15 protein-coding genes and 1 pseudogene are annotated in these 22922 nt (G+C 41.2%); 1 reads left to right on the forward strand and 15 read right to left on the reverse strand.

Features of this window, described 5'->3' with window-relative positions; genetic code table 11:
- Nucleotides 1-11: 11 nt before the first annotated feature.
- The 3 genes from FY049_RS01420 to FY049_RS01430 all read right to left on the reverse strand — a co-directional run bounded on the left by FY049_RS01420 (nt 12) and on the right by FY049_RS01430 (nt 6323).
- Entirely contained in the window at nt 12-2504 is a 2493-nt protein-coding gene (locus FY049_RS01420) for a TonB-dependent receptor plug domain-containing protein (protein WP_446083004.1), read from the reverse strand.
- A gap of 166 nt (nt 2505-2670) precedes the next feature.
- Nucleotides 2671-4503, reverse strand: a complete 1833-nt coding sequence (locus FY049_RS01425; RefSeq protein WP_446083005.1) for an ABC transporter ATP-binding protein — start codon at nt 4501-4503, stop codon at nt 2671-2673.
- Nucleotides 4500-6323: an ABC transporter ATP-binding protein gene (locus FY049_RS01430; protein ID WP_105713534.1), complete on the reverse strand. Its 1824-nt coding sequence runs from the start codon at nt 6321-6323 to the stop codon at nt 4500-4502. The genes FY049_RS01425 and FY049_RS01430 overlap by 4 nt, the downstream gene beginning before the upstream one ends.
- Nucleotides 6324-6609: 286 nt before the next feature.
- Between FY049_RS01430 and FY049_RS01435 the strand changes: the two genes are divergently transcribed.
- Nucleotides 6610-7665, forward strand: a complete 1056-nt coding sequence (locus FY049_RS01435) for an ABC transporter substrate-binding protein (protein WP_004717513.1) — start codon at nt 6610-6612, stop codon at nt 7663-7665.
- Nucleotides 7666-7866: 201 nt separating this feature from the next.
- Here the strand turns inward: FY049_RS01435 and FY049_RS01440 are convergent, their stop codons facing one another.
- The 12 genes and pseudogenes from FY049_RS01440 to FY049_RS01495 all read right to left on the reverse strand — a co-directional run bounded on the left by FY049_RS01440 (nt 7867) and on the right by FY049_RS01495 (nt 22921).
- The gene (locus tag FY049_RS01440) at nt 7867-9135 is read right to left on the reverse strand and encodes an acyl-CoA dehydrogenase family protein (protein WP_004823398.1); all 1269 of its coding nucleotides are present in this window, start codon (nt 9133-9135) and stop codon (nt 7867-7869) included.
- A 26-nt stretch (nt 9136-9161) separates the two neighbouring features.
- Complete coding sequence (locus FY049_RS01445) at nt 9162-10979, reverse strand: dipeptide ABC transporter ATP-binding protein (RefSeq protein ID WP_446083006.1); 1818 nt, start codon at nt 10977-10979, stop codon at nt 9162-9164.
- 2 nt (nt 10980-10981) lie between these two features.
- A complete protein-coding gene (locus FY049_RS01450) occupies nt 10982-11830 on the reverse strand; it encodes an ABC transporter permease (RefSeq protein ID WP_004717521.1) in 849 nt (282 codons plus the stop codon).
- Nucleotides 11827-12978, reverse strand: coding sequence for an ABC transporter permease (locus FY049_RS01455; protein WP_446083007.1), 1152 nt, complete (start codon nt 12976-12978; stop codon nt 11827-11829). The genes FY049_RS01450 and FY049_RS01455 overlap by 4 nt, the downstream gene beginning before the upstream one ends.
- Nucleotides 12979-12980: 2 nt before the next feature.
- Entirely contained in the window at nt 12981-14558 is a 1578-nt protein-coding gene (locus FY049_RS01460; protein ID WP_446083008.1) for an ABC transporter substrate-binding protein, read from the reverse strand.
- Nucleotides 14559-14570: 12 nt separating this feature from the next.
- Entirely contained in the window at nt 14571-15764 is a 1194-nt protein-coding gene (locus tag FY049_RS01465; protein WP_224964057.1) for an LLM class flavin-dependent oxidoreductase, read from the reverse strand.
- A 32-nt stretch (nt 15765-15796) separates the two neighbouring features.
- Nucleotides 15797-16507, reverse strand: coding sequence for a class II aldolase/adducin family protein (locus tag FY049_RS01470; protein WP_446083009.1), 711 nt, complete (start codon nt 16505-16507; stop codon nt 15797-15799).
- Between the two features lie 15 nt (nt 16508-16522).
- Nucleotides 16523-17581 (reverse strand): ABC transporter substrate-binding protein, encoded by a 1059-nt coding sequence (locus tag FY049_RS01475; protein ID WP_004823403.1) that lies wholly within the window; start codon nt 17579-17581, stop codon nt 16523-16525.
- A 294-nt stretch (nt 17582-17875) separates the two neighbouring features.
- Nucleotides 17876-20103 (reverse strand): annotated as a pseudogene (locus FY049_RS01480) (TonB-dependent receptor).
- A 143-nt stretch (nt 20104-20246) separates the two neighbouring features.
- Entirely contained in the window at nt 20247-21221 is a 975-nt protein-coding gene (locus FY049_RS01485) for a siderophore ABC transporter substrate-binding protein (protein ID WP_224964059.1), read from the reverse strand.
- 6 nt (nt 21222-21227) lie between these two features.
- Nucleotides 21228-21998: an iron ABC transporter ATP-binding protein gene (locus tag FY049_RS01490; RefSeq protein ID WP_151956382.1), complete on the reverse strand. Its 771-nt coding sequence runs from the start codon at nt 21996-21998 to the stop codon at nt 21228-21230.
- The gene (locus tag FY049_RS01495) at nt 21995-22921 is read right to left on the reverse strand and encodes an iron chelate uptake ABC transporter family permease subunit (protein WP_224965544.1); all 927 of its coding nucleotides are present in this window, start codon (nt 22919-22921) and stop codon (nt 21995-21997) included. Before FY049_RS01495 ends, FY049_RS01490 begins: the two co-directional genes overlap by 4 nt.
- Nucleotide 22922: the final 1 nt, after the last annotated feature.

A 22922-nucleotide genomic window follows, 5' to 3' on the forward strand; every position in this document is an offset into this window, starting at 1 on the left:
TATTTTTTAATTTAAAAGTCGTAACTTACACGGCCATATAAATACGTTCCAAAGGCACCTTCTGGCGCATTAAAACTGTATTTGACGATGTTCCCTACAGATGAGTCTTTGGCTTTGTCTGGGTAACTGTTAAATAAATTATTTGCGCCCAGATTGAATTTTAGCCCCTTTACCCACGCATCTGCTTTGTAGCCAAAGTCCAAATCAGCAATCCATTGCGGATCAAAGGTCTGATCCAATGAAGTATTGGTATTATTTAAGGTGGTCCATTTATCATAACGACGGACTGCGGCATTGATACTCCACACTTGATTTGACCAAAGTGCACCCAATGCTAATTTGGTTTTTGGCGCTGTAGATTCAATTAGGCTTTGGGTATTTCGACCAGCAATACTAGAGACTGGAATTCGCTCACCTTTTGCAGTGATTGAGTCTCGGCTGTCAGTGATTTTATTTTTATGATAAGCCAAGCCTAAATTCAGCCTTAACTTGCCATATTGTTCAAGATCAAGATCATGTTTTAACGCGAACTCCAAACCACGCGTTTGCGTATCTAATAAATTATTAAAAAACGCCACATTGGCAATATTTGCATACGGCGTATTTGCAAAAGCATTATTGATCACGCTGCCAGTAATATTGTCTGAAAGTAAAATACGATTTCGAATATCGATTTGATAAAGGTCTAAAGTTGCAGAGGTATTGATAAATGGTTTGAGTACCAAACCTAAAGAATAATTGGTGGATTTCTCAGGCTTAAGTGAAGTTCCACCAATCAGTAAAGCCGCTTCACTTCCCGCAACTAAAGTCCTTTGCTGTACATCTTGCCAACCTGTCGGAGTTTGCACCGTTTGTACACTATAAGCGGAGTATCCTTGCTGGGCTAATGACGGTGCGCGATAACCTGTATTGACAGATCCACGAAGGGTCAACTGCGGAGAGATATCATATTTAGCAAAGAGTTTGCCGTTGGTTGTCGAGCCAAAGTCTGAATATTTTTCTGTTCGAATGGCAGCACCAACATTTAAATCTTTTACAATATCGGCTTCGAGATCCAAATAAATGCCGTACACATCTCGACTAATTTTGCGTTGGTCTTGATCTGTAATACCCGTGTATATACCTGGGATACCCGTACCTAAAGCCGTACTTGGATTAAAATACGGTCCACGGGTATAGGCAATGGGGTCGCCTGCATTTTGTTTATATTGTTCCCAACGGTATAGCGCTCCCGTCGAAACAGTCAATGGACTGGCTAAACCATCAATTGCAAAATCACGACTATAGTCCAGTCCTGTATTGAGTTGGGCAAAAATGTTTTCCCCTAAATCATAATGAGAGGGTGAATCTGCACCATAACTTGGGTTAATGCCATTGCCTTGTTCAGTGCTGACTTTGTTTTGTCCATAAGTGGCATACAGGTCATATTTTCCTGAAGTCTGGTTGCCTTGTTTAACCCCAAACGTGGTCGCAAAATCATCCACACTGACTAAACTCAAAGGTGAACGTCCATCAGGATAACGTTGCTTAAAATAACTGGATTGATTCAGTACTGTTTTGGTGGTTGGAGGTTCATAAAAATTTTCCCCGATGGTCTTACGATGCCCATAACTACTAAAACCATACAAGGCAATTTCATCAGTTAAAGGTAAATCTAAATTCGCAGTGATATTGATTTGGTCTTTTTGTTCAGGAGAACCAAATTTCCAAGTTCTAAATGGTGTGTTCTGCTCGGTATATTGGGCTTGGGTTGAACCATCATAAAATGTTCGCGTATCTGGTGCAGTATTACTTGCAGCTTCACGCTTTCCTAAATCTACAGCAACAGTTAAAGCACCATCATTGGGTAATTCAAAGCCTTTCCAAAGATTGATTTTATGCTGTTCACCATCCCCTTGTGTATAGCCTCCAGTTTGATAACTCACGCCACCACCATGATCACGTGATTTCAATATAATGTTAACCACGCCCGCGATCGCGTCAGAACCATATTGAGCTGCGGCACCATCTCGTAAAATCTCAATACGTTCAATGGCACTAATCGGGATTAGGCTTAAATCTGTTACCGCAGCACCTCTCCCCCCAGCATACGCTTGTCGAGTGAAGTAAGCCGCTGTATGGCGACGTTTACCATTGATCAAAATTAAGGTTTGATCTGCAGATAAACCTCGCAATGCAATACTCGGCGGCACCGATGCACCGAAACCACCCGCAGGTGATGTTGGTAAACTCACTGACGGCGATAAGCGTGTTAATGCAGCTGCAAGATCACCTGCCCCTGTTTCTTGTAGTTCTTTGGCTGTCACAATGTCTACTGGAGCAGGAGCCTCTAAAGCACTATTGATAGCTCGCCGAGAACCCGTTACAACAACTGATTGCAATGTCACGACATCCTCTTTTTCTGATACAGGCCTTTGTTCATTTGCCAAAGTGATTGAGGCGGTAAGTGTACTGAACGCAAAAATAGAAGAATGAAAAATGAATTGAGAAAAATATGTACGCATATAAGCTTCCTTAACGATCTGCACCGATATAGCAAAGCCAATGCCAAAATTTTTATTATTGAATATCAAAAACTTGTCATTAAAAATAAAAAAATCATTGTTTATATTTAAACAATGATTCGAAAAAATGTTTATAAAACCACAGATTTGCTAGTGGCGCATAAGCTTATACAAGTTGATTGTGTAAATAAGATTGATACAACTGATAGTAAGATTGTTGCTGTTGAATCAGTTGTTCATGAGCACCTTGTTCCACTACAGCCCCATTCTCAATCACCACAATTTTGTCTGCTTCTTGAATGGTACTTAAGCGATGTGCGATCACAATACAGGTTCTATTTTTACATAAGCGTCGAAGGGCATATTGGATTTTCTGTTCCGTATAAATATCAATCGCAGAGGTCGCTTCATCTAAAATTAAAATTTTAGGATCAGCCAAATATGCACGTGCGAGACAAACAAGTTGGCGTTGCCCATGACTTAAATTTTTTCCGAGTGTTCCAACTTCAGTAAAATAACCATGAGGAAGCTGTCCTAGAATATCATCTGCACCAAGTTCTTCAATCGCCTGAATCAGTTGTTGATCTGTAGCTTCGGGTTGAATTAAACGTAAATTGTCTAAAATTGTGCCGCTAAACAAGACATTGTCCTGTAAAACAATACTGACATTTTGTCTTAAACTGTCCAGATGAATATCCTGTATCGGATAACGGTCTAAGAAAATCCCACCCTGCTGAGGCTCATAAAACCGTGTCAGTAACTGAACGATCGTGCTTTTACCATGACCTGTAGGCCCCACGATCGCAACCACCGTTCCAGCGTCGATCTCTAAATCAAAATTTTGTAAAACAGCTTTGGTGGTATAAGCAAAATGTACAGACTGAAAACGAATATGCCCGTTAAGTTGCCCTAATTTCAACGCATGTGGTGCATCTTGAATGCTAGATTGGGTATCTAAAAGTAGAAATATCCGTTGTGCACACGCTGCACCATTGGCATAACGCTCAAATAAATCGGTCAATTCCTGTAAAGGTGCCAAGAATAAAAACACATAAAAAATACTTTCGGCAAACTGTCCAATACTGATGACACCTTCACTATAAGCATAACTTCCAATCACAATAAAAACTGCGGTTGCCACTGTCGAAAGCAATCCAGTAAATGGGGCAAACCAGCTGGTCCGCTTACTTCCATAAATAATAGAATCATTAAAATCTTTTAAGAGCTGCTGATAGCGCTGTTGATTGGTTTCACTATAATTCAATTGCTGAATAATTTTGGCGCCATTTACCGTTTCAACCAAATGTGCAGTAAATCGACTGCGTTCTTCGGCAACCCGTCCCCAATGCCGTTGTGATGACTTTTTAAATATTGCAGTCATTGTCAATAAAATCGGCAAAGTTGCAAATAAACACCAGAAAAATGGGGGATAAATATGCCACAAAAGCACAGATGCTAATCCACAACGTAAAATCGCAGAAAGTAGTTCAGGTGGTCCTTGTATCAATACTGGTTCTAAAGTATCGACATCACGATCCGCTCGTGAAATAATTCGGCCCGCTTTAGTTCGATCAAAATAACCAATATTTAAAGCTTGAATATGTTGAAATAATGAACGTCTTAGATCATTAATGACACTTAAAGCCGCTTTTCCAGACAAGTATTTTGATATACCCGCTAATCCAAAACGACACACCCAGCTGAATGCCAGAATAGCAATTGCTATAAAAAGTACTGGCTGATACAACACCAGTTTCCCACCCACTTGCTGAAATCCAGAATCTAAAATGTACTTGACTGCCCATGGACGTACAAAGATGCTCAGCACTTGTAAGATCTCTACTGAGATCATGGCTAGAATTAAATAACGAATCGGATAAAGCAAAGGAATGAGTTTTTTTAACATTCCGCGATGTAGCGCGGTTTTTGCTAAGTTTTCTTCGATCTGCAGATCAGAGATTTTCGTCAGCGGTTGGAAATTTTTAACCGTGGTATTCATGCTTGAATCTCCTGTTGCGCTTTCTGAAATCCCATCAACTCCCGATAAAATTCGCAATGCTGGAGCAATTCTGTGTGGCTCCCTTGAGCAAGAATTTGTCCCTGATCTAATACGATAATGCGATCTGATAAAGAAATCGTGGTCTGTTTATTTGAATTGATCAGGATGGTTCTTTTGAGCTGATTTTTATTGTCAGCCAAGCCTGATAAACGCTGTAACACCTGTTTTTCTGTAGTGGAATCTAAAGCACTGGTTGAATCATCAAGCGCCAAGATTGGCGAGTTTTTTAAAATTGACCGTGCCAGTGCAATCCGTTGTTTTTGCCCTCCAGATAAGGTGACTCCCTTGTCCCCTATTCGTGTCTCCAGACCAGCATCGAGTCGCTGTAACAGTTCAGATGCTGAAGCCAAATGCAACGCGTCTCGCATCTCCTGTTCAGTCGCATCCTGTTTGGCTATTTTTAAGTTATCCGCCAAGGTTCCTGAGAAAAAGAAATTATCTTGCGGAATAATCTGAACCATATGACGTAAGTTAACCAAACTAAGATCTTTAAGATTGAGCCAACCGCGTTGATCTGAACCAATCCAGACCTGCCCTGCGGTTGGATCGATAAAACGATTGAGCAAGTTCATCAGTGTGGTTTTACCCGCTCCAGTTTTCCCCACAATGGTGACGATTTCACCTGCTCGGAATTCAACATTACACTGTTTTAAAATATACTTTTCTGTGTTTCGATCCTGAAAACTGACATTTTCCAGTCGAATATTTAAACCTTCATCCCCATCAGCATCCCCTTGTAGTGGCAAAGCATGTGCAGCATCTACAATTGCCGATTTCTCATCTAGCATTTGCCATATTCGAGTTGCCGATGAACGTGCATCTGCAAAAATATGTAAGACCTGTCCAATACTTTCAATACGAAACACCAATAAATTTGCCATAAGTACAGCAGCCACAAATTGCCCAATCTGTAATTGATTTTGTCCAATTAAGTAGCCACCAAACCCAATCACCCATAAGTAGGAACAGGCAATAATCATTTGAGGAATCGGTAAGCGTTGTGCACTGGTGCGAATGGTTTGAATGGAATGACGAATAAAGCTATCAACCGCAGCATCAAAACGTTGTAAGAGCTTTTCCTCAAGTTGAAAGGCTTTGACCACTCGAATGCCATTGACGCTTTCAGCCAAAGTATCACTGACTTTTTCATAGGCATAGGCAACTTGATGATCCAGCACCACCAACTGATTGGTCAGTTTAAACAGCACTGCTAGGCCTAGAAAAATAAAAATAAGCGGGACGATCCCCAACCAAGGATGATACCAACACAACAATCCGACTGTTGCGGCGACCACTAGACTGGATTCAAACACTTGTCGCCAAAAATTAATCAAAGCTTCTTTTAATTTATCTGAATCTCGGGTGGTTCTTGATAAAACTTCACCTAATCCGTGTTTCCAGTGCCATGAAACATCTAAATGCTGGACCTGGCTAAAGATTCTTTCTCTTAAAATACTTAACAATTGCTGTCCAATCGTCAAGGCACTTAAACCCGCTAAATATTGAATAATGGCACGAAGTAAAGCGATACTCGTCAGTAGAATAAACCAAAACCACGGATTTAACGGATCTGTAAAAGCATGCTGAAATAAACTTTCAGGTTGGCTGTGTTTTAGCGTATCAATCGCATGTCCGATTGAATATTGCTGTAGTGCTAAGCCAAAATTGGCAAGGACAAATAATGTTGCCGTCAATACAAAGCGAAATGGCATAAAACGATATAAGGCCAAACTTCGCAGCAGTGGATAATTTTTAAACATAAAAATAAAACAACAACTAAAGATCTATAGCTCACTGCGAGATCTATGCCAAATTTTTCAAAGGCATAAATATTTTAATCTACTGTTTTATATTATTTTTTTAAAAAACATGTTTGATGAGATGTTTGATTTAAAACATCCGCACTTGTTATCTGTTGTTATTGCAACAATATTTGATATATCAACATCACAAAAATAGATATTAAAAATATATTTTAAATATCAACAAGTTAAACAATGGCATCAATATTGCTTTAAAGCATTCAAATCACAACAGGATGTCACAATGACAACACTTCAAACGCAACCATTGAATACACTTTGGTATACACGCTGTCCAGTTCCTACAGGGCTCGGAATCTCGATTCAAAAAGGTTGGCTAAAAGAAAAATTTATTGAGCAACAAATTGAAATTAAATCAATTCGTGAATCGAACTCAAAAGAGGTTCGTAACTCACATTTTAACCATACCCTTGCCAATTCAGTTCGGCATGGTGGCAGTATTCCTGCAATTTGGGCATATGCTTCTGGACAAAAAACCAAAGTCATCGGTTTATCTTGGGCAGATGAAGTCCAATTACTGCTGACTCGATATGATTCCCAAATTAAGACGGTTGAGGATCTAAAAGGTAAACGCTTTGGGCTCCCACTGAATCAAGATGCCATCATCGATTTCTCTCGTGCTCAAGCCATTCGCGGTTTAGAAAATGCATTAAAAACAGTAAATCTTAAGGTCAGTGATCTGGAACTGGTGGATTGTCTGCGTGCTGATATATTAGTGGCGCAACAGCAAAATCATACCGAAGAAAATGATGCGAGTTTCTTTAGCAATCGTAATAAACTGAGCGCAAGTGCAGAGATTGTGGCTTTAATCAAAGGGGATGTCGATGCCATCTTTTTAAAAGGCGCACATGCAGCACAAATTGCCCATGATTTTGCCCTGCATACCATTATTGATATTGGTTCACATCCCGACCCTATCCTACGTTCAAATAATGGTACCCCTCGAACACTAACTGTGGATGAAGATTTTCTATCGCAATATCCACAACAAGCTCAATCCATCGTCGATGCGGTTTTACAAGCTGAACAATGGGCGCATGTGCATGCAGATGAAACTCACCGCTATCTGGCTAAAGAATGTAATAGCAGTGAACAATGGGTCCATGCAGCTTATGGCGCAGATGCACATCTCAAGCTGAATACCAATTTTGATGAAACATCGATTATTGCCTTACAAGACCTTAGTGACTTTCTCTATCGCTGGAAGTTTATTCCAGCTCAAATCAATGTTCGTGAATGGCTAGCACAAGATATTGCTATTCATGCACAAGTGGCTTAACAATACGAAAAAATAAAAGGTTGTCGTGATGACAACCTTTTATTTTTCAGCTTCCAAATTTAAGGCATCGCCTATACAAAAGCTTCTGACTATTCTCAACGCACAAAACGCTGCTTCTCACCGAAAAAAATATGCGATTAAGTACTGCCTCAAACAGTTGTGGATGAGGTTTCCGAATAGCATATTTTTGTCGAACTCAAATTATGACTTAAATTTGGTCACATTTTCAGCCTGTTTCTTTAAAAGCACAGAGTTATATTCACCAGGTGGAATATTATTTAAATAATAATTTCCAACATGATATAAACGCCAACGAATCGGATCATGTGTGGTATGTGTACGAGCATTACGCCAGAAACGATCTAAATTCCATTTTGACAAAGTAGAGCTTGCTCCAAGTAAGCCAAAAATTTCACTGGAAATTTTCAAAGATGCATGGTCTGACTGACTCCGTGTGGCAGCCACAGATAAAATCAATTCAGTTTGTAAGGCTTCATCTTCCAGATTGGTTAAATGCTGCTCAAAAATCGCTGCTGAGCGATCTAAAAGTGCTTCTGCTGAACGGACCAAAACTGCAAACTCACCAATTTGCTTAATGATATGCGGTTCCTGTGTCGGGGAGTCGACACCACTTTCCACCCAAGGACGAGCATTCTGTTGCAAATAATCAATCCCCCCTTCAAGTGCACCTTTGGCAATACCTGTATCCATAGCTGCATGCAAAATCTGAGGCCAAGTTAAACCTGTGCGTAGCACTGTCCCTAAACCACCAGTATTGCGCTTGGCAACATAGCGTTCATCGACAACAACATCTTTAAAATTGACTGTGCCACTGACACTATTGTTTTGCCCCATTGCATCCCAATCATCGAGCAGTTCTACCCCATGCGTATCACGATGAATCAAGATCGAAACAGGTCCATCATCACTGCCTGCAAATAAAGAGATCCACTCGGCCAATAAAGAGCCTGTGGAATAAAATTTACTGCCATTTAAGATTAACTGCCCTTGTGAATTTCTTTCTACACGAGTCTTATGCTGAAATTTATCTTTTCCGCCCACTTCTGCGAGTGCATTGCCTAAACGTTTACCACTCAATACATCACGCAATAATTGATCGCGAATATCATCCTCATAACCCGTTAAAATTCCTCGAAACATGGTGAAATGAATTTGTAGAAGTTGCCCCACACCACCATCTGCAGATGAAATAATCTTTACCACATTGACCAATGTGGTAATACTCGCACCTAAACCACCAAATTGTTGAGGAACAATAATCGCTGTCAGACCTGCTTCTGAAATTAAGCGGGCCTGTTCATAAGGAACACTTTTGTTATATTGAGGATCTTGAGCAAATTCAGTCAGTTGTTTTGCTACTGCCTTGGCAATATCCAATGCTTCTTGTTCACTTTGAATATGTCTTATACTGCCCAATTCTAAAAAATTGTGTTGCTGAATATCGTTCATTTTAACTCCGGAAAATCTCTTGTTTTTTATGCACAGATACACTGTGCTGTAGTCTTAAATAAGCTGGGTGCATGTGTGAGCAAAGTTTTGGTATACGCATGTTGCGGATGACTCAGTACTTGATCGGTTTCACCGTATTCCACCAGATGGCCATTTTTTAAAACGGCAACTCGATCAGCAATTGCTCTAACTACCCCAAGGTTATGGGTCACAAAAAGTAAAGTTACGCCTTGCTTTTGCAGTTGTTGCAACAGTTTTAAAATAGATGCTTGTACTGACACATCTAAAGCAGAAGTAATTTCGTCGCAAATCAAAACATCAGGCTGACATAACAGCGCTCGTGCAATCGCTACACGTTGCCGTTCTCCGCCAGATAAATCTCTTGGGTAGAGTTCTTGAACCTGTGGAGGAAGCGATACTTGTTGAAGTACCTGAACGACCTTTTGTTGAGTTTCTTGCTGAGATGTAGCAAAAAAGTGCTGAACCACTTTAGTGAGTGTCTGTCCTATGGTATGTGCTGGATTCAAGGCTTTATATGGATTTTGAAAGATATATTGCAGTTTATGTCGTTGTGTTAACTGACGTTTTTGTCCCTGCAAGGACAATACTTCATCTGCTAAAATTACCTGACCTTCTGCATTTTCATTCAGTCCTGCAATCACTCTAGACAGTGTGGTTTTACCTGAACCAGACTCCCCGACTAAGGCCAAACATTCTCCACGCTGTATTTGAAAAGAAACATCGAAAAGTGCTTGTTGCTGGCCATACCAAGCATTGATATGTTCTACTTTAAGCAGTGCCTGTTGATCTGTTTTTAATTCAATCAGATGCGGATCAAGCTCTTGAAAATTGATCACACCCACTTCATCCCAATGATGACAAGCAACAAAATGTGGATCAAATGCTTGAGATAACAGGGTTAATTTCGGTTGCTGTTGATGACATAATTCGCTAGCGAAAGTACATCTTGCGGCAAAGGCACATCCTGTTGGACGGTCATTCGGTGAGGGTGCATGTCCTTCGATGGGGGATAAATATTTACGAATCGACACATCGGGAATGGCATTGAGTAAACCTTGAGTATAAGGATGTTTTGGCGTTTCAAATAACTGGCTTAATGCAGCATCTTCTGCAATCTGGCCTGAATACAGGACGATTACGCGATCTGCAATATCTTTCACCACAGTCAAATCATGTGATACATAAATTGCTGCAACATTATATTCGCGACATAATTTACGAATAATATTTAGCACTAAAGTTTGGGTTGTAACATCCAATGCTGTTGTCGGTTCATCCAAGACAATTAAGCGAGGCTGTAACAAAAATGCCAATGCTAATAAAATCCGTTGTTGTTGCCCGCCGGAAAGCTGATGAGGATAGCGTTTTAAAAACACATCATCCTGAGGCAATCCCACTTCATCTAAAATTTTAGCAACTTTATGATTTCTTTCACTACTGGATAAGCGTGATTGATGGACTTCTAATAACTCAAGTAGATGCTGTCCAATTGTTAATGCTGGATTTAGTGCCGTTCCTGGATCTTGGGCAACGTGACTGATTTTATAACCTCGAATTTTACGCAAGGCGTGATCGTCAAGACTGAGGATATCTTGTCCATCCAGCGCAATTGTGCCTTGAATAATTTTGGCACCATGTCGTGCATAGCCCAATAACGCACTCGACAATGTGGTTTTACCTGAACCACTTTCTCCCACCAACCCAAGGACTTCGCCCTCGTTTAAATGAAAAGAAATATTCGAAACTACATGATTGCCTGTGTTGACCAATGCCACCGTTAAGTCTTTTACCTGTAGTACCGTATTCTTTAAAATCTCTGTCATGGTTACTTTTCCTCAATCCGCGCTGCGGCACGCCCTACACCTTCAGCCAACACATTGGTTCCCAGCGCAAACAAAGCAATTAAAATCACCGGTGCAAATACTGCCCACGGTTGAACCAATAACCCAGCACGATTTTCATTAATCATCAGGCCCCAATCGGCTGCAGGAGGTGCGATACCATAACCAAGAAAAGCCAGACCAGATAACATGCCAACAGCCCACGTCAACATCACCCCAAGATGAATTAATAAGGGTGTCAGCATATTGGGTAGGATTTCACGGAATAAAATATAGCTTTTCGAATAACCTAAAATTTTGGCGGCCTCTACATACTCTTGCTCAACCAAATTTAGCGCAACACTTCGTGCCAGACGTACTACCCCAGGAATAAAAGCAATCGAAACAGTGAGCACAATCAGCCATGGCTCACGCCCTAGCATCGAAACGATTAATAACACTAAAATCAGATCAGGAAATGCCATAAAAACATCGGTAAGCCAAGTCACAAACTGGTCAACTTTATCTCGTGCAAAAGCAGCCAATATGCCTAAACTGGAACCAATAATTAAAGCCACCAGACTGGCAGCGAGGGTCATCCAAATAATTGAAGCACCACCCGCTAATACACGAGACCAAACATCATGCCCAATATAGTCATAGCCAAGAAAAGCCTGTGCTTCAGGCGCACCATAGGTCATGCCCACTAATGCAGTTGGTTCAAAAGGAACCAGCACTGGGCCAATAAGCGCAAATATCAAAACTAAGCTTGTCACCACAAAACCAAAACGGACTTGTCGCTCAGAAATCAAGGCTTTGAAAAACTTACGTTGATACCAATGAAGTGTACTCATTTCCCCTCTCCTGAATTGATACTCTTCAAGGCATTACGGCGATCGACAGGCTTTACCGTAATCGGTCGGCCAGATTTCCATAAACGTAATGCCTGACGTAAACCAGGTGAGCGGGCTTTATGTTTTTTTGCAGTGCGTATTTTCGGTGTGAGTAAAGTGGTAATTAAGTCTGCAATTAAATTGACCACCACCACACAGATGGTCAGCAATAGCACAATCGCTTGAATGGTAGGAATATCCCGCATTTCAATTGCTGCATTCAATGCATTGCCAATTCCGGGATAACTAAATACAACCTCGATAATTAAAGCCCCACTGAGTAAAACCCGTATAGTCAATGCCGTGCCTTGTACCACAGGCACTAAAGCATTAGGTAAAACATGCTTCCAGATAATGCGACGCTCTGGAATACCGCGTAATCGTGCTGAAGTGACATAATCGGACTCTAAGGCATCGATCATTGAGCCTCGCACAAGACGCATGAGATAAGGAATAAGCGATAAAGCTAACGTTAAAATGGGTAAAATTAAAAACTCTAGCTGGCTAAACGGAGACTGCCCAGGAATCAACAATGATGCAGCAGGTAATACATGCATGATCGAAGTTGAAAACAACATCATCAGCCAAATGGCAATGACAAATCCGGGCACTGCTTTAAAAATAATCGAGCTAGATACAATGATTCGGTCTAGTTTGCTATCACGACGTAGCGATAACCAAACCCCAAGTAAAACTGAAATCGGTACAGTGATTGCCACCACCAAGCTACTCAAAGCAAGCGTATTACCAAAATAGTTTTGAATAATCTGTAACACAGGTACATTGGAATCAATTGAGCGTCCAAAATTACCTTGTAATAATTGAGTCAGCCAATTCCAGTATTGCACCAATATCGGTTGAGTCAGCCCCAATTGTTCACGCAGTATTTGAACCGTAGCTTCTGGTGCTTCTGGCCCTAAAATGACCCGCGCAGGGTCAGATGGAAGCGCTTGAGTCGCGATAAATACAATTAAACTGATCACAAAAATCACCAAAATTCCTGACACGATACGGGTCAAAAACCAAGGTAACCATGCAGGAAATTCAAACGACTTGGCGATAGCTGGATGTTGAATCGAGCTTTCAATTTTGCTGGCTTGAGTCGTCATCATCACTCCCCTTTACGCCAAAACTCATCAGTTCGCCATGCTGCAAAACCGGTTCGATCAGGTGTTACACCACCAATCTGATGAGAATGTGCATCTAAAACATTGTTAAAACCCCAAATCAGTAAGCCACCTTGTTCATGCTGAATTTGCTGTGCCTCATGTACCAGAACTTTGCGTTTTTCCAGATCAGGCTGTTGCAATGCGTGATGCACCAGCTCAGTAAAACGGGCTTGATTAAAACGGGTTTTGTTATTGGCTGCACCGGGTCCATCAATCTGCAATACCGTCAATAAAAATGGACGAGAAACATTTGAACCTGTACTCAATGCCCAATCTTGTTTGACTGCATCTGCAAATGTTGCAGCTTCAACTTGTTTAACGTTTACAATCACGCCAGCTTGCGCTGCATGTTGCGCAAACACCAAGGCTGCATTGCTATCTGGTCCTGTATATAAATCAACTTTTAAGTTTTGATCAAAACCAGCGGCTTTTAATAGTGTTTTAGCTTTGGCTAAATCTTGCTTACGCTGTGGAATTTCATGGTTATAAACAGGATCACTAAATGAATACAGATCGTTGGCAATTCGCCCTTGTCCCGCCAATGCCCGTTTCACTAAATCATCCCGATTGGCAATCAAACGAAATGCTTGTCTGACACGAGGATCATTAAACGGTGCTTTAGTGGTATTCATGTCAAAGGATTGCCAAGCATCTGTTTCAGATGAAACAACATTCAGTCGTTTATTGGCTTGAATCAAAGATAAATGCTCGGCACTAATACCCGATGCAATATCAATTTGCCCTGATTGCAAAGCAGCAAGACGCCCGGTTTGGTCTTTAAAATCTATAATTTCAATGGCATCTGCATAAGGCTGATTGTCTTTCCAATAATTTTCAAAACGTACGAAACGGGAACGTTGACCTGGGGTAAAACTTTCCAGCTTAAACGGGCCTGCTCCGACGACATTCTTGATTGGGTCATAATCTGTTGGAACAATACCACCCCAACTCATCCATGCTTCAGGTAGGGCTACTAAGCCTTTGCCTTGAGCAAATGGAATTTCAACGGTGTAATCATCACGCTTTTTAATCGCATCGCGCTGTAGTGAATACAAATAAGCCGCAAAGGGAGACGCCAGTTTAGGATCGGTCAAACGACGTAAAGAGAAAATGACATCATCGGCTGTAATGGTTTTACCATGATGAAATTCAAGCCCTTTCTTTAACCGAATCGTCCATTTAGTCCCATCCTCATTGGGTTCTGAAAATTCAGCAAGCGCCAATTTAGGTTGAATATCTCGCCCCCACTCCCATAATTTGGCATATAACGGCCAACCTCTAAAGGCACTCGACATTCCAATCGGCTTATGGGCATCTAAATTTCCAGCTTGATTACCATTAATCACCCCAATTTTGATCACTCCACCTTTTTGCGGTGTGGCATGCTGGCTTATATGTGCAGCAGCTTCATTTGCTGCTGAGGAATCGGAACGAGAACACCCGATCAGGCTTGCTGCTGCAATCGTACCTAGACCTAAACCAGTATTTTTAATTAATGCTCTACGCGTAATTTTACTCATAGGATTCTCCTTTTAAACCACAGTTTCTTGATTCAACAGAGAATCTACAGAGGAGCGATTTTTTAACTTCGGTAACTCAAAGCCATGATCGAGCTCAAGTAAAGGAAACAACAAGTCTGCAACACGGTAAACTTCAGTAATTAAAGGAAAACCCGACAAAATAAATGCAGATGTACCGTAGCTTTCATATTCTTGGATACGTTGAGCAATATTTTCAGCACTCCCGACCAATGCGGTCCCTGCAGCGGGATTTAAGATATCAAAACCAAACAGTGATGGCCCTGTCCAAATATTTGGATAAATTTCAAAATCTTTAGCTTGAGGTAATATCCCCTGACGTAAGCGTTCTAAATTTTTTTGAACAATCGGGTTATTACTTTGATAGCTTTCAAAAGTTTCATTGGGTGGAAGCTGACGTTTTACTGCTTCAATCGCATAATTCACATCAATTTTATCGAGTAGAGACTGCGCGTATTGCCACGCTTCTTCTTCGGTTTCACGAACAATAATTTGTAAGCGAGTTCCATACTGCAAAGTTCGCCCAACTTTAGCGGCTTCTTTTGCAACCTTACTGAATTTTTCTCCCAGCAGCGGCGGTGTGTTGGCAAAACTTAAATACACATCCAGCAATTCCACTGAATGTTGTACCCCTTTCGCTGATGTGCCAGCTCCCCACAGCGGTACGCCTTGTTTTTGGGTTGCCCCATGCCATTTTGACATCGGTGAAGCACCCTCTTGACGTGGAGCCACTTGAATAAACTCACCCTGAAAACCAGATTTATCGCCTAAATAATTTTGTTGAAATGTGCTCCAGTATTCTTTACTAAAGTCATAGCGTTCATCATGTGAATAATGAATACCCAAAGCGGCAAGTCCCTGATCATTGCCATTGACCACATTAAACAACAAACGTCCTTGAGAGAATGCGTCAAAAGTTTGTGCATATTTGGCTAAAACTGCGGGTTGAACTTCACCTGGATGCTGCGCAACCAAAAACTTCAGGCGTTCAGTAAAAGGAATTAAACTTGCAGCAACCGCCAGTGTTTCATACTCACTTGTACCCATGAGCGAACCGTAAAACCCCAGACGATCTGCGGTAATTGCAATTTGTTGTAAATGTTCATAATTGGTATCCCAGCGTCCCGACTCCAACCAAGGATAGGGACCATCAGGAGAGGTGAGATACCATAAAAGTTTTACAGCCATAATATTCTCTATATTTGTTTTAAATCATGTTTCTAATGGAGTGGAAGTAATCCCAGTGATTTTGCTTTTTCAGTCAATCCGCTCATTTTCCACTGTTGCTGTAACACCCCTTGCCCATATTCACGACTTCCTCCAACCAGTTCTGCTAACAGTTGAATTTGAGCACCTTCTTCAAGCAATAAAATAAATTCAGCAGTTTCCTGTAGACCTTGACGCCCCCAAACTGTGGCACCGCCATTGGCTTCCAAAATAGCCCGATGCTCAATATCAATCTTGAGTTGATCTAAAATGAAATCGACTTCTGCCTGACGGCGATCGATATAAATCGATAATTCATTAAATAAATGAAAACGCTGAACAGGCACATATCGAATCGGTAGGGTTCGGTGTGTTTGGGCCCAAGCACCTAAATTCGGTGCATGTACATGAGAGATTGTGGTGACATCTGCATGTTCACGAAACAGTTTGTTATAACGGCCACCAGCACCTTTTCGTCCCAATAAAACTTCACCATCAAGCTTCTCTACCAGTACTTTGCTTTTTTTATCTCGTGACCAAGGCCCTGCATAGTTAAAGGTCACCAAGGTATTCTCAGGGGCGCGTTCAACAAAGTTGACCGTGCCATTGGCAGTGATTGTGCCCGTCTCACGGAACACCTCAAATGCAAATTCAGCTTTTTCACGGTTGCGTTCAATAAAATCATTGAGTTCAGGGGAAAGTGGCGATTGAATCAGTGTAGTCATGATAAATATCCTGTTTTAACGTTGTTTATTTTGGCGACGCTTTAAAACTTCGAGTAATGGGCGATGATCGACCCATGTATCAAGATCTACGTCTTTTTCAAGGAAGCCATGTAACCAAAGAAAATCTTTTTGTTGTTTTAAAAGCTCAAGGCGCTCTTCACTTAATGAAGGATGTAAAGATTTATGGAAATTATTACGATACGCTGTAGCCACACTTTCAGCACCCGCAATGGTTTCATCTTGTAGAATAACCAGCACTTCATCTAAATGATCTTCTGCCCAGTCTGCGGTATCAAAAAGCTCTTCCAGAAAATCCACGACGACATCAAAGTGATGTTCCAATAAATCTTCATGTACCGTGATAGGGCGAGGTGTCCCGTTGTTCACACGTGAAGTCACATCTGCAAATTGATCTAAATCGATACCGACTTTTAAACCACGTTTGGTGGCAGCCTCAACAGCCGATGCCCCTTTGACATACACGGCATCCACCTCACCTGTAATCAAGGCATCAAGGCCTGACCAATAGGCACTGGCATCGCGATCTTGTTTCGATTCAGCTCGCTCAGGAACTTCAATAAAATCAACATCACGAAAACTTAAATTTGCAAGTTGTAAAGCCCCTCGAATACCTTGCAATGACATGGCTCTAAAAATACTGCCTGCACGTTTATCGGCATATTCAGGTAAAGCCACTTTGGCATTTTTTAAGTCTTCAGGTTGACGAATTGCTGAATCAGGTCGAACAATAATCACTTGCCATTCATCAATCCAAGTTAATCCAATCAGACGACTTGGGGCACCTTCTGAACGTGCAGCCAAAGCAGGTACATTGCCACCCTCACGGAATAAAGCCGGAAGCTGATGATCAAAATGATGCACAGACAAGCCTTTACGCGCATCTTGCAATACCGCAACATCAATACCATGTCGCTCAAATTTTTCGACTAAGGTGCCGCGCTTTAATGAGATTCCTGTTGCAGTGGGTACTGGACATCGTGTGACCCAAATTTCAGATAAAGTACTTTTTACAAATTCTTTAGAATTTTCTTTTTTATCGACGACAAGTGACATAGGTATTCCTTAAGATACTTCCAATTTCATATCACTTGTATTGAGCAGCTTTTATGCCAATATTTATTTTTATAATTTTCAATAGCTTATTCAAAATTCAATTTTAATAAATGTTTAGATTTCATCACTTGTTTTAGATTTAGTGTTGTTTTATCAACAGCACTTTAAGCAAGCCTGCCCTGAGACAAAAACCCCATCCGCTTTATTTTTGATTAAACAGATTTATATGATTTAAAGCGCCTCATTGAATCAACATACAGCACCATATAAAAATATAGTGCTGTATCGCTTAAATTAAAAATCGATAGAAGCCGACAGCATATAAGTTCGAGGTGCGCCCAAGGCTAAACTGGACAATTGTGGCATGCCCCAATAGGCCTTATTGGTCACGTTATTGATACTCGCAGCTAAGCTCAGTGGAAAACTTGAAACATTGGTCTTATATCTCGCCCCAACATCAAACAGTGTTCGTCCAGAAGCATGTAGTGTATTTTCCTGATTGATATATTGCTTTGAAACTGCTGTGGCATTTCCAGTCAAGGTTAAACCCTGCAACATCGAAATATCCCACTCCATGCCTAATTTCGCCTGTTGCTTGGCAACCCCAGTCGCAGTATTGCCTTGATTTTTACCACCTGCAGTTTTGGTTAATTCAGGATCAATATAGGCAACACCACCGATTACACGAAGATTCGCAATAGGTGCTCCAAAGAAGCTCCATTCAACTCATCTATTGCGCTGCTCGCCATCAGCAGTAAAAATATTGCTGACGGGATCGGTATAGCTACTTGGTTTTTCAATTTCAAACAGACTCAAAGTGTTTGAGAATTTCCCTAAATCCATTTTAACCCCAAGCTCTTTTTGTTTTGTTTTAAAAGGCGCAAAAACTTCGCCCGCATTTGCTGCAGTATACGGTGCAGTTGAGCCTTGGCTTAAGCCTTCAATATAGTTTGCATATAAGGAAATATGCGCTGTGGCTTTAAACAATATCGCAGCCCCAGGTGTGGTGGCACTTTCATCATAACGTGATGTCCGACTGCCTGTAACAATATTAAAAGCTTCACTCAGCACATTCTGTTGTCGTACACCCAAGGTCAATTGGACTTGATCTTGAGCAAAAGATAAGGTGTCCGCAATCCCATAACTGTTTAAACGAGATGCTGTTTTAGAAATATGTGGCGCATTAAAGCGAACTGGATTTCCCCAAACTGGATGATAAAGATTGGTGATCCATTCAGCCCCAGCCACATTTCTTACCCCATAGTCATTTTGATCATGTTGGTAATACGTTGCATTGACAACCCATTGGTGACCAATAGATCCTGTATCAAATTTTCCTTTTATGCCCAGATCAGCTGATTTCTTTTCAAGGTCAAAAGCCAACTGACCAATCTTGGTTTCAAGCCTGCCTTGACTGTCGAGCACGGTCGCTGACATGGCACCATTATATTTATAATCGGTTTTACTTTGTCCATAAGTGGCATATGCCATAACTCGATCACTCAAGTCATATTCGCCACGAAGCATAGTGCCCTTATCTTTGGTTTCAACAAAAGACCAGTCTGGATTTAATAGTGTGTCTGGTTTTGGTGGTTTAGGAATCGCAACCCCTGAGAGTAAATTAATCCCACGGTTGACACCATCTACTCGATCCTCAGCTGTATAGAGGTCTGCTGAAATACGTGCACGTTCGCCACGCCAATCCAGACCTAAAGAAACTAAGGCTGTTTTTTTATCTTGGTCCTTAATTGCCCCTGTTCCATCACGATATACTGTATTTAAACGTACACCAAAATCTTTATTTTGACCGAAACGTCTGCCGATATCGAGATGACCACCAAACTGTGAATCAGACATATAGGTCGCGCTAAAACGCTGCAGTGGATCATCGCCTGCACGCTTGCTGACTAAATTGACCATGCCCCCACCGATCCTGCTGGCGGCATACCATTGAGTAATGCTGTAGGTCCTTTGAGTACCTCAATTCGTTCAAACATTTCAGGAGAGGTTCGATAAAAAGGTGTGATGCCAAACATGCCGTTCATTGACATATCACTTGTACTCGAAGCAAAGCCACGAATATAGTAGTTTTCACTCCATCCGCCACTGGCACCATTGGTAAATACAGATGGGTCGGTTTTAGCAATGACATCGGTAATATCTTTTGCCTGTTGATTTTCAATATATTGGTCTGTATAGCCAATGCTATTAAATGGCGTTTCTAAAAAGCCTTTTTCACCTAAAAAACCTAACTTATTCTGCGAAGAAATCTGCCCCGCTAAAACACTGTTTTTTTCATTCACAGCTTGTACATGAATGGTGGGTAAATTTTGCAATGCCTCGCGATCTGATGGTGGCAGGTCAGGTGTTTGCGCATGAATTGTTGAGATCGGAATCACCAAAGTTAATCCGAAACCCAACAACATTTGAGCAGAAATCAAGTTTTTCAGTTTAAATTGCGGGCTTAAATCTCGGCACTGTGGTTTCAAAGCGTGCTGAAAAAGTGGATGACCATATTTCATATACAAATTTCCTTTCATTTTTTAAGCACAAGTTTCCCTATCACACTTTTTTTATTGAAAAGTATGCTGTAGTCACTTGTTCACGGTATGGGTGTTTTGGCTAGAGCTTATCTGGCTATAAATTTATCGTGTAAAGACCTAATTCATAGCTGATACCCCTTGATGACATCATCAATTAAAATATGCATGGAGGTTGGGCTTGCCGCAGTGATGTACCAAGCATCTGCATCAACAAAAACCACTTTGCCATTTTTCCATGCTTTGGTTTGGCGTAATAAAGGATTACTCATCCGCTCAGCATCAATCGTCGGACGATGTTCCATGACGGCTGTACGATCGACGATATACAAAATATCGGGATCAGCTTGTTTGATAAATTCACTAGAAATCGGTTGACCATGCAAACTTGTATCTACCACTGTACTGGCTGGTTTTACCCCGAATGCATTAAATACAAAGCCATAACGTGACTGAACCCCAAAGTTGCTAAAGGCACCATTGTTATGTAAGACCACCAAAGCTTTTTCAGGACGATTTGCAGTTGTTTTTCGTACTTCTGCTACTTTGGCATCCAATGCATCTACTTTTTGCGTCGCCAATTGCTGTTGATTAAAGATCTGGCCTAAAGTGATCAAATGCGCTTTAATCGCCTCAATATGATGCTGCTGACTGTTATTGAAATTGATGTCATAGTGCACAGTCGGTGCAATTTTACTCAACGCTTGATACTGATTTGCTTGCAGTGGCGTCATTAAGATGATGTCTGGTTTGAGTGTGTAAATCCGTTCCATATTGGGCTGAACAATCGCACCTAGATCTTGAACCTTTTGATCATCTTTATACTTTTGCAAAAAATGTGGTACATAATCTTTGGGCATACCCGCAATAGGAATACTCAGTTGATCAAGAAAATCAGCTTCATTCATATCCAATACCGCAGCACGTTGTGGATGATAGGCAATGCTGGTGGTTCCTAGTTCATGTTTAACCACGATCGGGGTTGCTAACTTTTGAGCCCCTTGGTTCGCATCAGCAGCAGGTTTTTTGTCACATCCCGATAAGCTGATTGCGGCTATCATACTCAGTGCCAGATTCCAGCTGTTATTTTTCCATTTCATGTGTATTCAAGCTCCTGTTGAGTTGAAGTAGTTGCACATACAGCCTTGTTCACTGTAGGTAATTTCAAAATCAAGTTCATACAAATCATCTAATTGTTGCGCAGTAATCACCTGTTTGACTGGACCACTAAAATGCAGTTTGCCGTTCTTCAAGGCAACAATATGGTCAGAATAATTCGCTGCAAAATTGATGTCATGAATCACCAGAATCACGGTACGCCCCTGTTCATCACATAAACGACGTAATGCATGCATGATCTGAACAGCATGTTTCATATCAAGGTTATTTAAAGGCTCGTCCAATAAAAGTACCTCAGTCTGCTGAGCAATGGTCATCGCCAGAAAAGCCATCTGCCGTTGGCCTCCACTCAATTCATCGATATAGGCTTTACGTAATGCTTCTAAATTTAGAAATTGAATTGCCTCATCAATCACCTGATGATCGTTTGCGGTCAAAGCACCACCGCTATAAGGGAACCGCCCAAAAGACACCAGTTCTTCTACGCTCATGCGTAAGTTAAAGCTTGGAGACTGTCGTAAGGTTGCAACATATTTGGCATATTCAGCTGTTCGGATCTGGGTAATATCTTTCTGCTGAAATAAAATTTGACCTTGATCAGGGCTCGATAAATTTGCCAGCATCATCAATAAAGTCGATTTACCCGCTCCATTTGGACCAATGAGTGAAGTCACCTGCTTTTCAGGAAATTCAATATTGACATCTGAAAGCACACTTTTTCCCCCATAGGATTTATGGATATTACGCACCCTAATCATGAAACACCTCTGGCACGAACTGTCAGTACAAGAAAGTACACACCACATACCAAATTGACTAAAATACTGACTGTCGTTTTATAATTAAAAACATGCTCAACTAAAATCTGAGCGATAATAAATATGGCAATCGCTACAACACAGCCGATGGCTAAGGTAAATTTATGTTGATGTGTTCCGGCAAGTGCATAAGCAATATTGGCAATAAACACCCCCATAAATGCGGTGGGGCCAATCAAGCTGGTTGAAATTGCAACCAAGACGGCAATCAAGGCAAGATAAAATTTGACGTATTGATGATGATCAATCCCCAATGAAATTGCCTGTTCACGACCGAGCACCATCACATCCAAAACAGCATATTTTTTTCTCAGTAACCCAAGAACCATAACAACCGTCACCACTGCATAAATTAATGTTTCAGGTTGAGAACGATTAAATGAGGCATAGCTGAGTCCTTGAAATACTGAAAACTCACCGGGGCTTATTTTGAGCTGGATAAACTGAGTGACGGTACTAATCACCATAGTGAGTACTAAGCCAAATAACAGCAGTTGAAAGACATCATTGCGCACTCGGGTCAGCAACCAACGGTGCATTGCCCACGAATAAAACAGCATCAGCAAGATTGAAACAAAGAAATTTCCATTTAAACCCAGCCATGACAATCCAGAAGTGCCAAGAAAAAACAGCAACATGACCTGCCATAACAAATAGACGGCTTCATAGCCCATGATGGATGGGGTTAAAATACGATTGCCGACGATGGTCTGAAAGATAATCGAAGAAAATGCAACACATATTCCGCCAAGCACGATGCTGGCGAGCCGAACCAGCCGTTGCGGAATGACATAAGCAAAATCAAATCCTGCATTTAGAAAGACAAACAATACCGCCAGCACCATTACGCCGAATACCAGCATC

Source organism: Acinetobacter sp. 1125_18A, from assembly GCF_052824985.1.

Excerpts from the sequence above, each read along its gene's own strand:
- FY049_RS01470 (WP_446083009.1), bottom strand. The coding sequence starts at position 16,507 with ATGACTACACTGATTCAATCGCCACTTTCCCCTGAACTCAATGATTTT.
- FY049_RS01460 (WP_446083008.1), bottom strand. The coding sequence starts at position 14,558 with ATGAGTAAAATTACGCGTAGAGCATTAATTAAAAATACTGGTTTAGGT.
- FY049_RS01445 (WP_446083006.1), bottom strand. The coding sequence starts at position 10,979 with ATGACAGAGATTTTAAAGAATACGGTACTACAGGTAAAAGACTTAACG.
- FY049_RS01435 (WP_004717513.1), top strand. The coding sequence starts at position 6,610 with ATGACAACACTTCAAACGCAACCATTGAATACACTTTGGTATACACGC.
- FY049_RS01430 (WP_105713534.1), bottom strand. The coding sequence starts at position 6,323 with ATGTTTAAAAATTATCCACTGCTGCGAAGTTTGGCCTTATATCGTTTT.
- FY049_RS01450 (WP_004717521.1), bottom strand. The coding sequence starts at position 11,830 with ATGAGTACACTTCATTGGTATCAACGTAAGTTTTTCAAAGCCTTGATT.
- FY049_RS01490 (WP_151956382.1), bottom strand. The coding sequence starts at position 21,998 with ATGATTAGGGTGCGTAATATCCATAAATCCTATGGGGGAAAAAGTGTG.
- FY049_RS01485 (WP_224964059.1), bottom strand. The coding sequence starts at position 21,221 with ATGAAATGGAAAAATAACAGCTGGAATCTGGCACTGAGTATGATAGCC.
- FY049_RS01495 (WP_224965544.1), bottom strand. The coding sequence starts at position 22,921 with ATGCTGGTATTCGGCGTAATGGTGCTGGCGGTATTGTTTGTCTTTCTA.
- FY049_RS01465 (WP_224964057.1), bottom strand. The coding sequence starts at position 15,764 with ATGGCTGTAAAACTTTTATGGTATCTCACCTCTCCTGATGGTCCCTAT.
- FY049_RS01440 (WP_004823398.1), bottom strand. The coding sequence starts at position 9,135 with ATGAACGATATTCAGCAACACAATTTTTTAGAATTGGGCAGTATAAGA.
- FY049_RS01420 (WP_446083004.1), bottom strand. The coding sequence starts at position 2,504 with ATGCGTACATATTTTTCTCAATTCATTTTTCATTCTTCTATTTTTGCG.
- FY049_RS01475 (WP_004823403.1), bottom strand. The coding sequence starts at position 17,581 with ATGTCACTTGTCGTCGATAAAAAAGAAAATTCTAAAGAATTTGTAAAA.
- FY049_RS01425 (WP_446083005.1), bottom strand. The coding sequence starts at position 4,503 with ATGAATACCACGGTTAAAAATTTCCAACCGCTGACGAAAATCTCTGAT.
- FY049_RS01455 (WP_446083007.1), bottom strand. The coding sequence starts at position 12,978 with ATGACGACTCAAGCCAGCAAAATTGAAAGCTCGATTCAACATCCAGCT.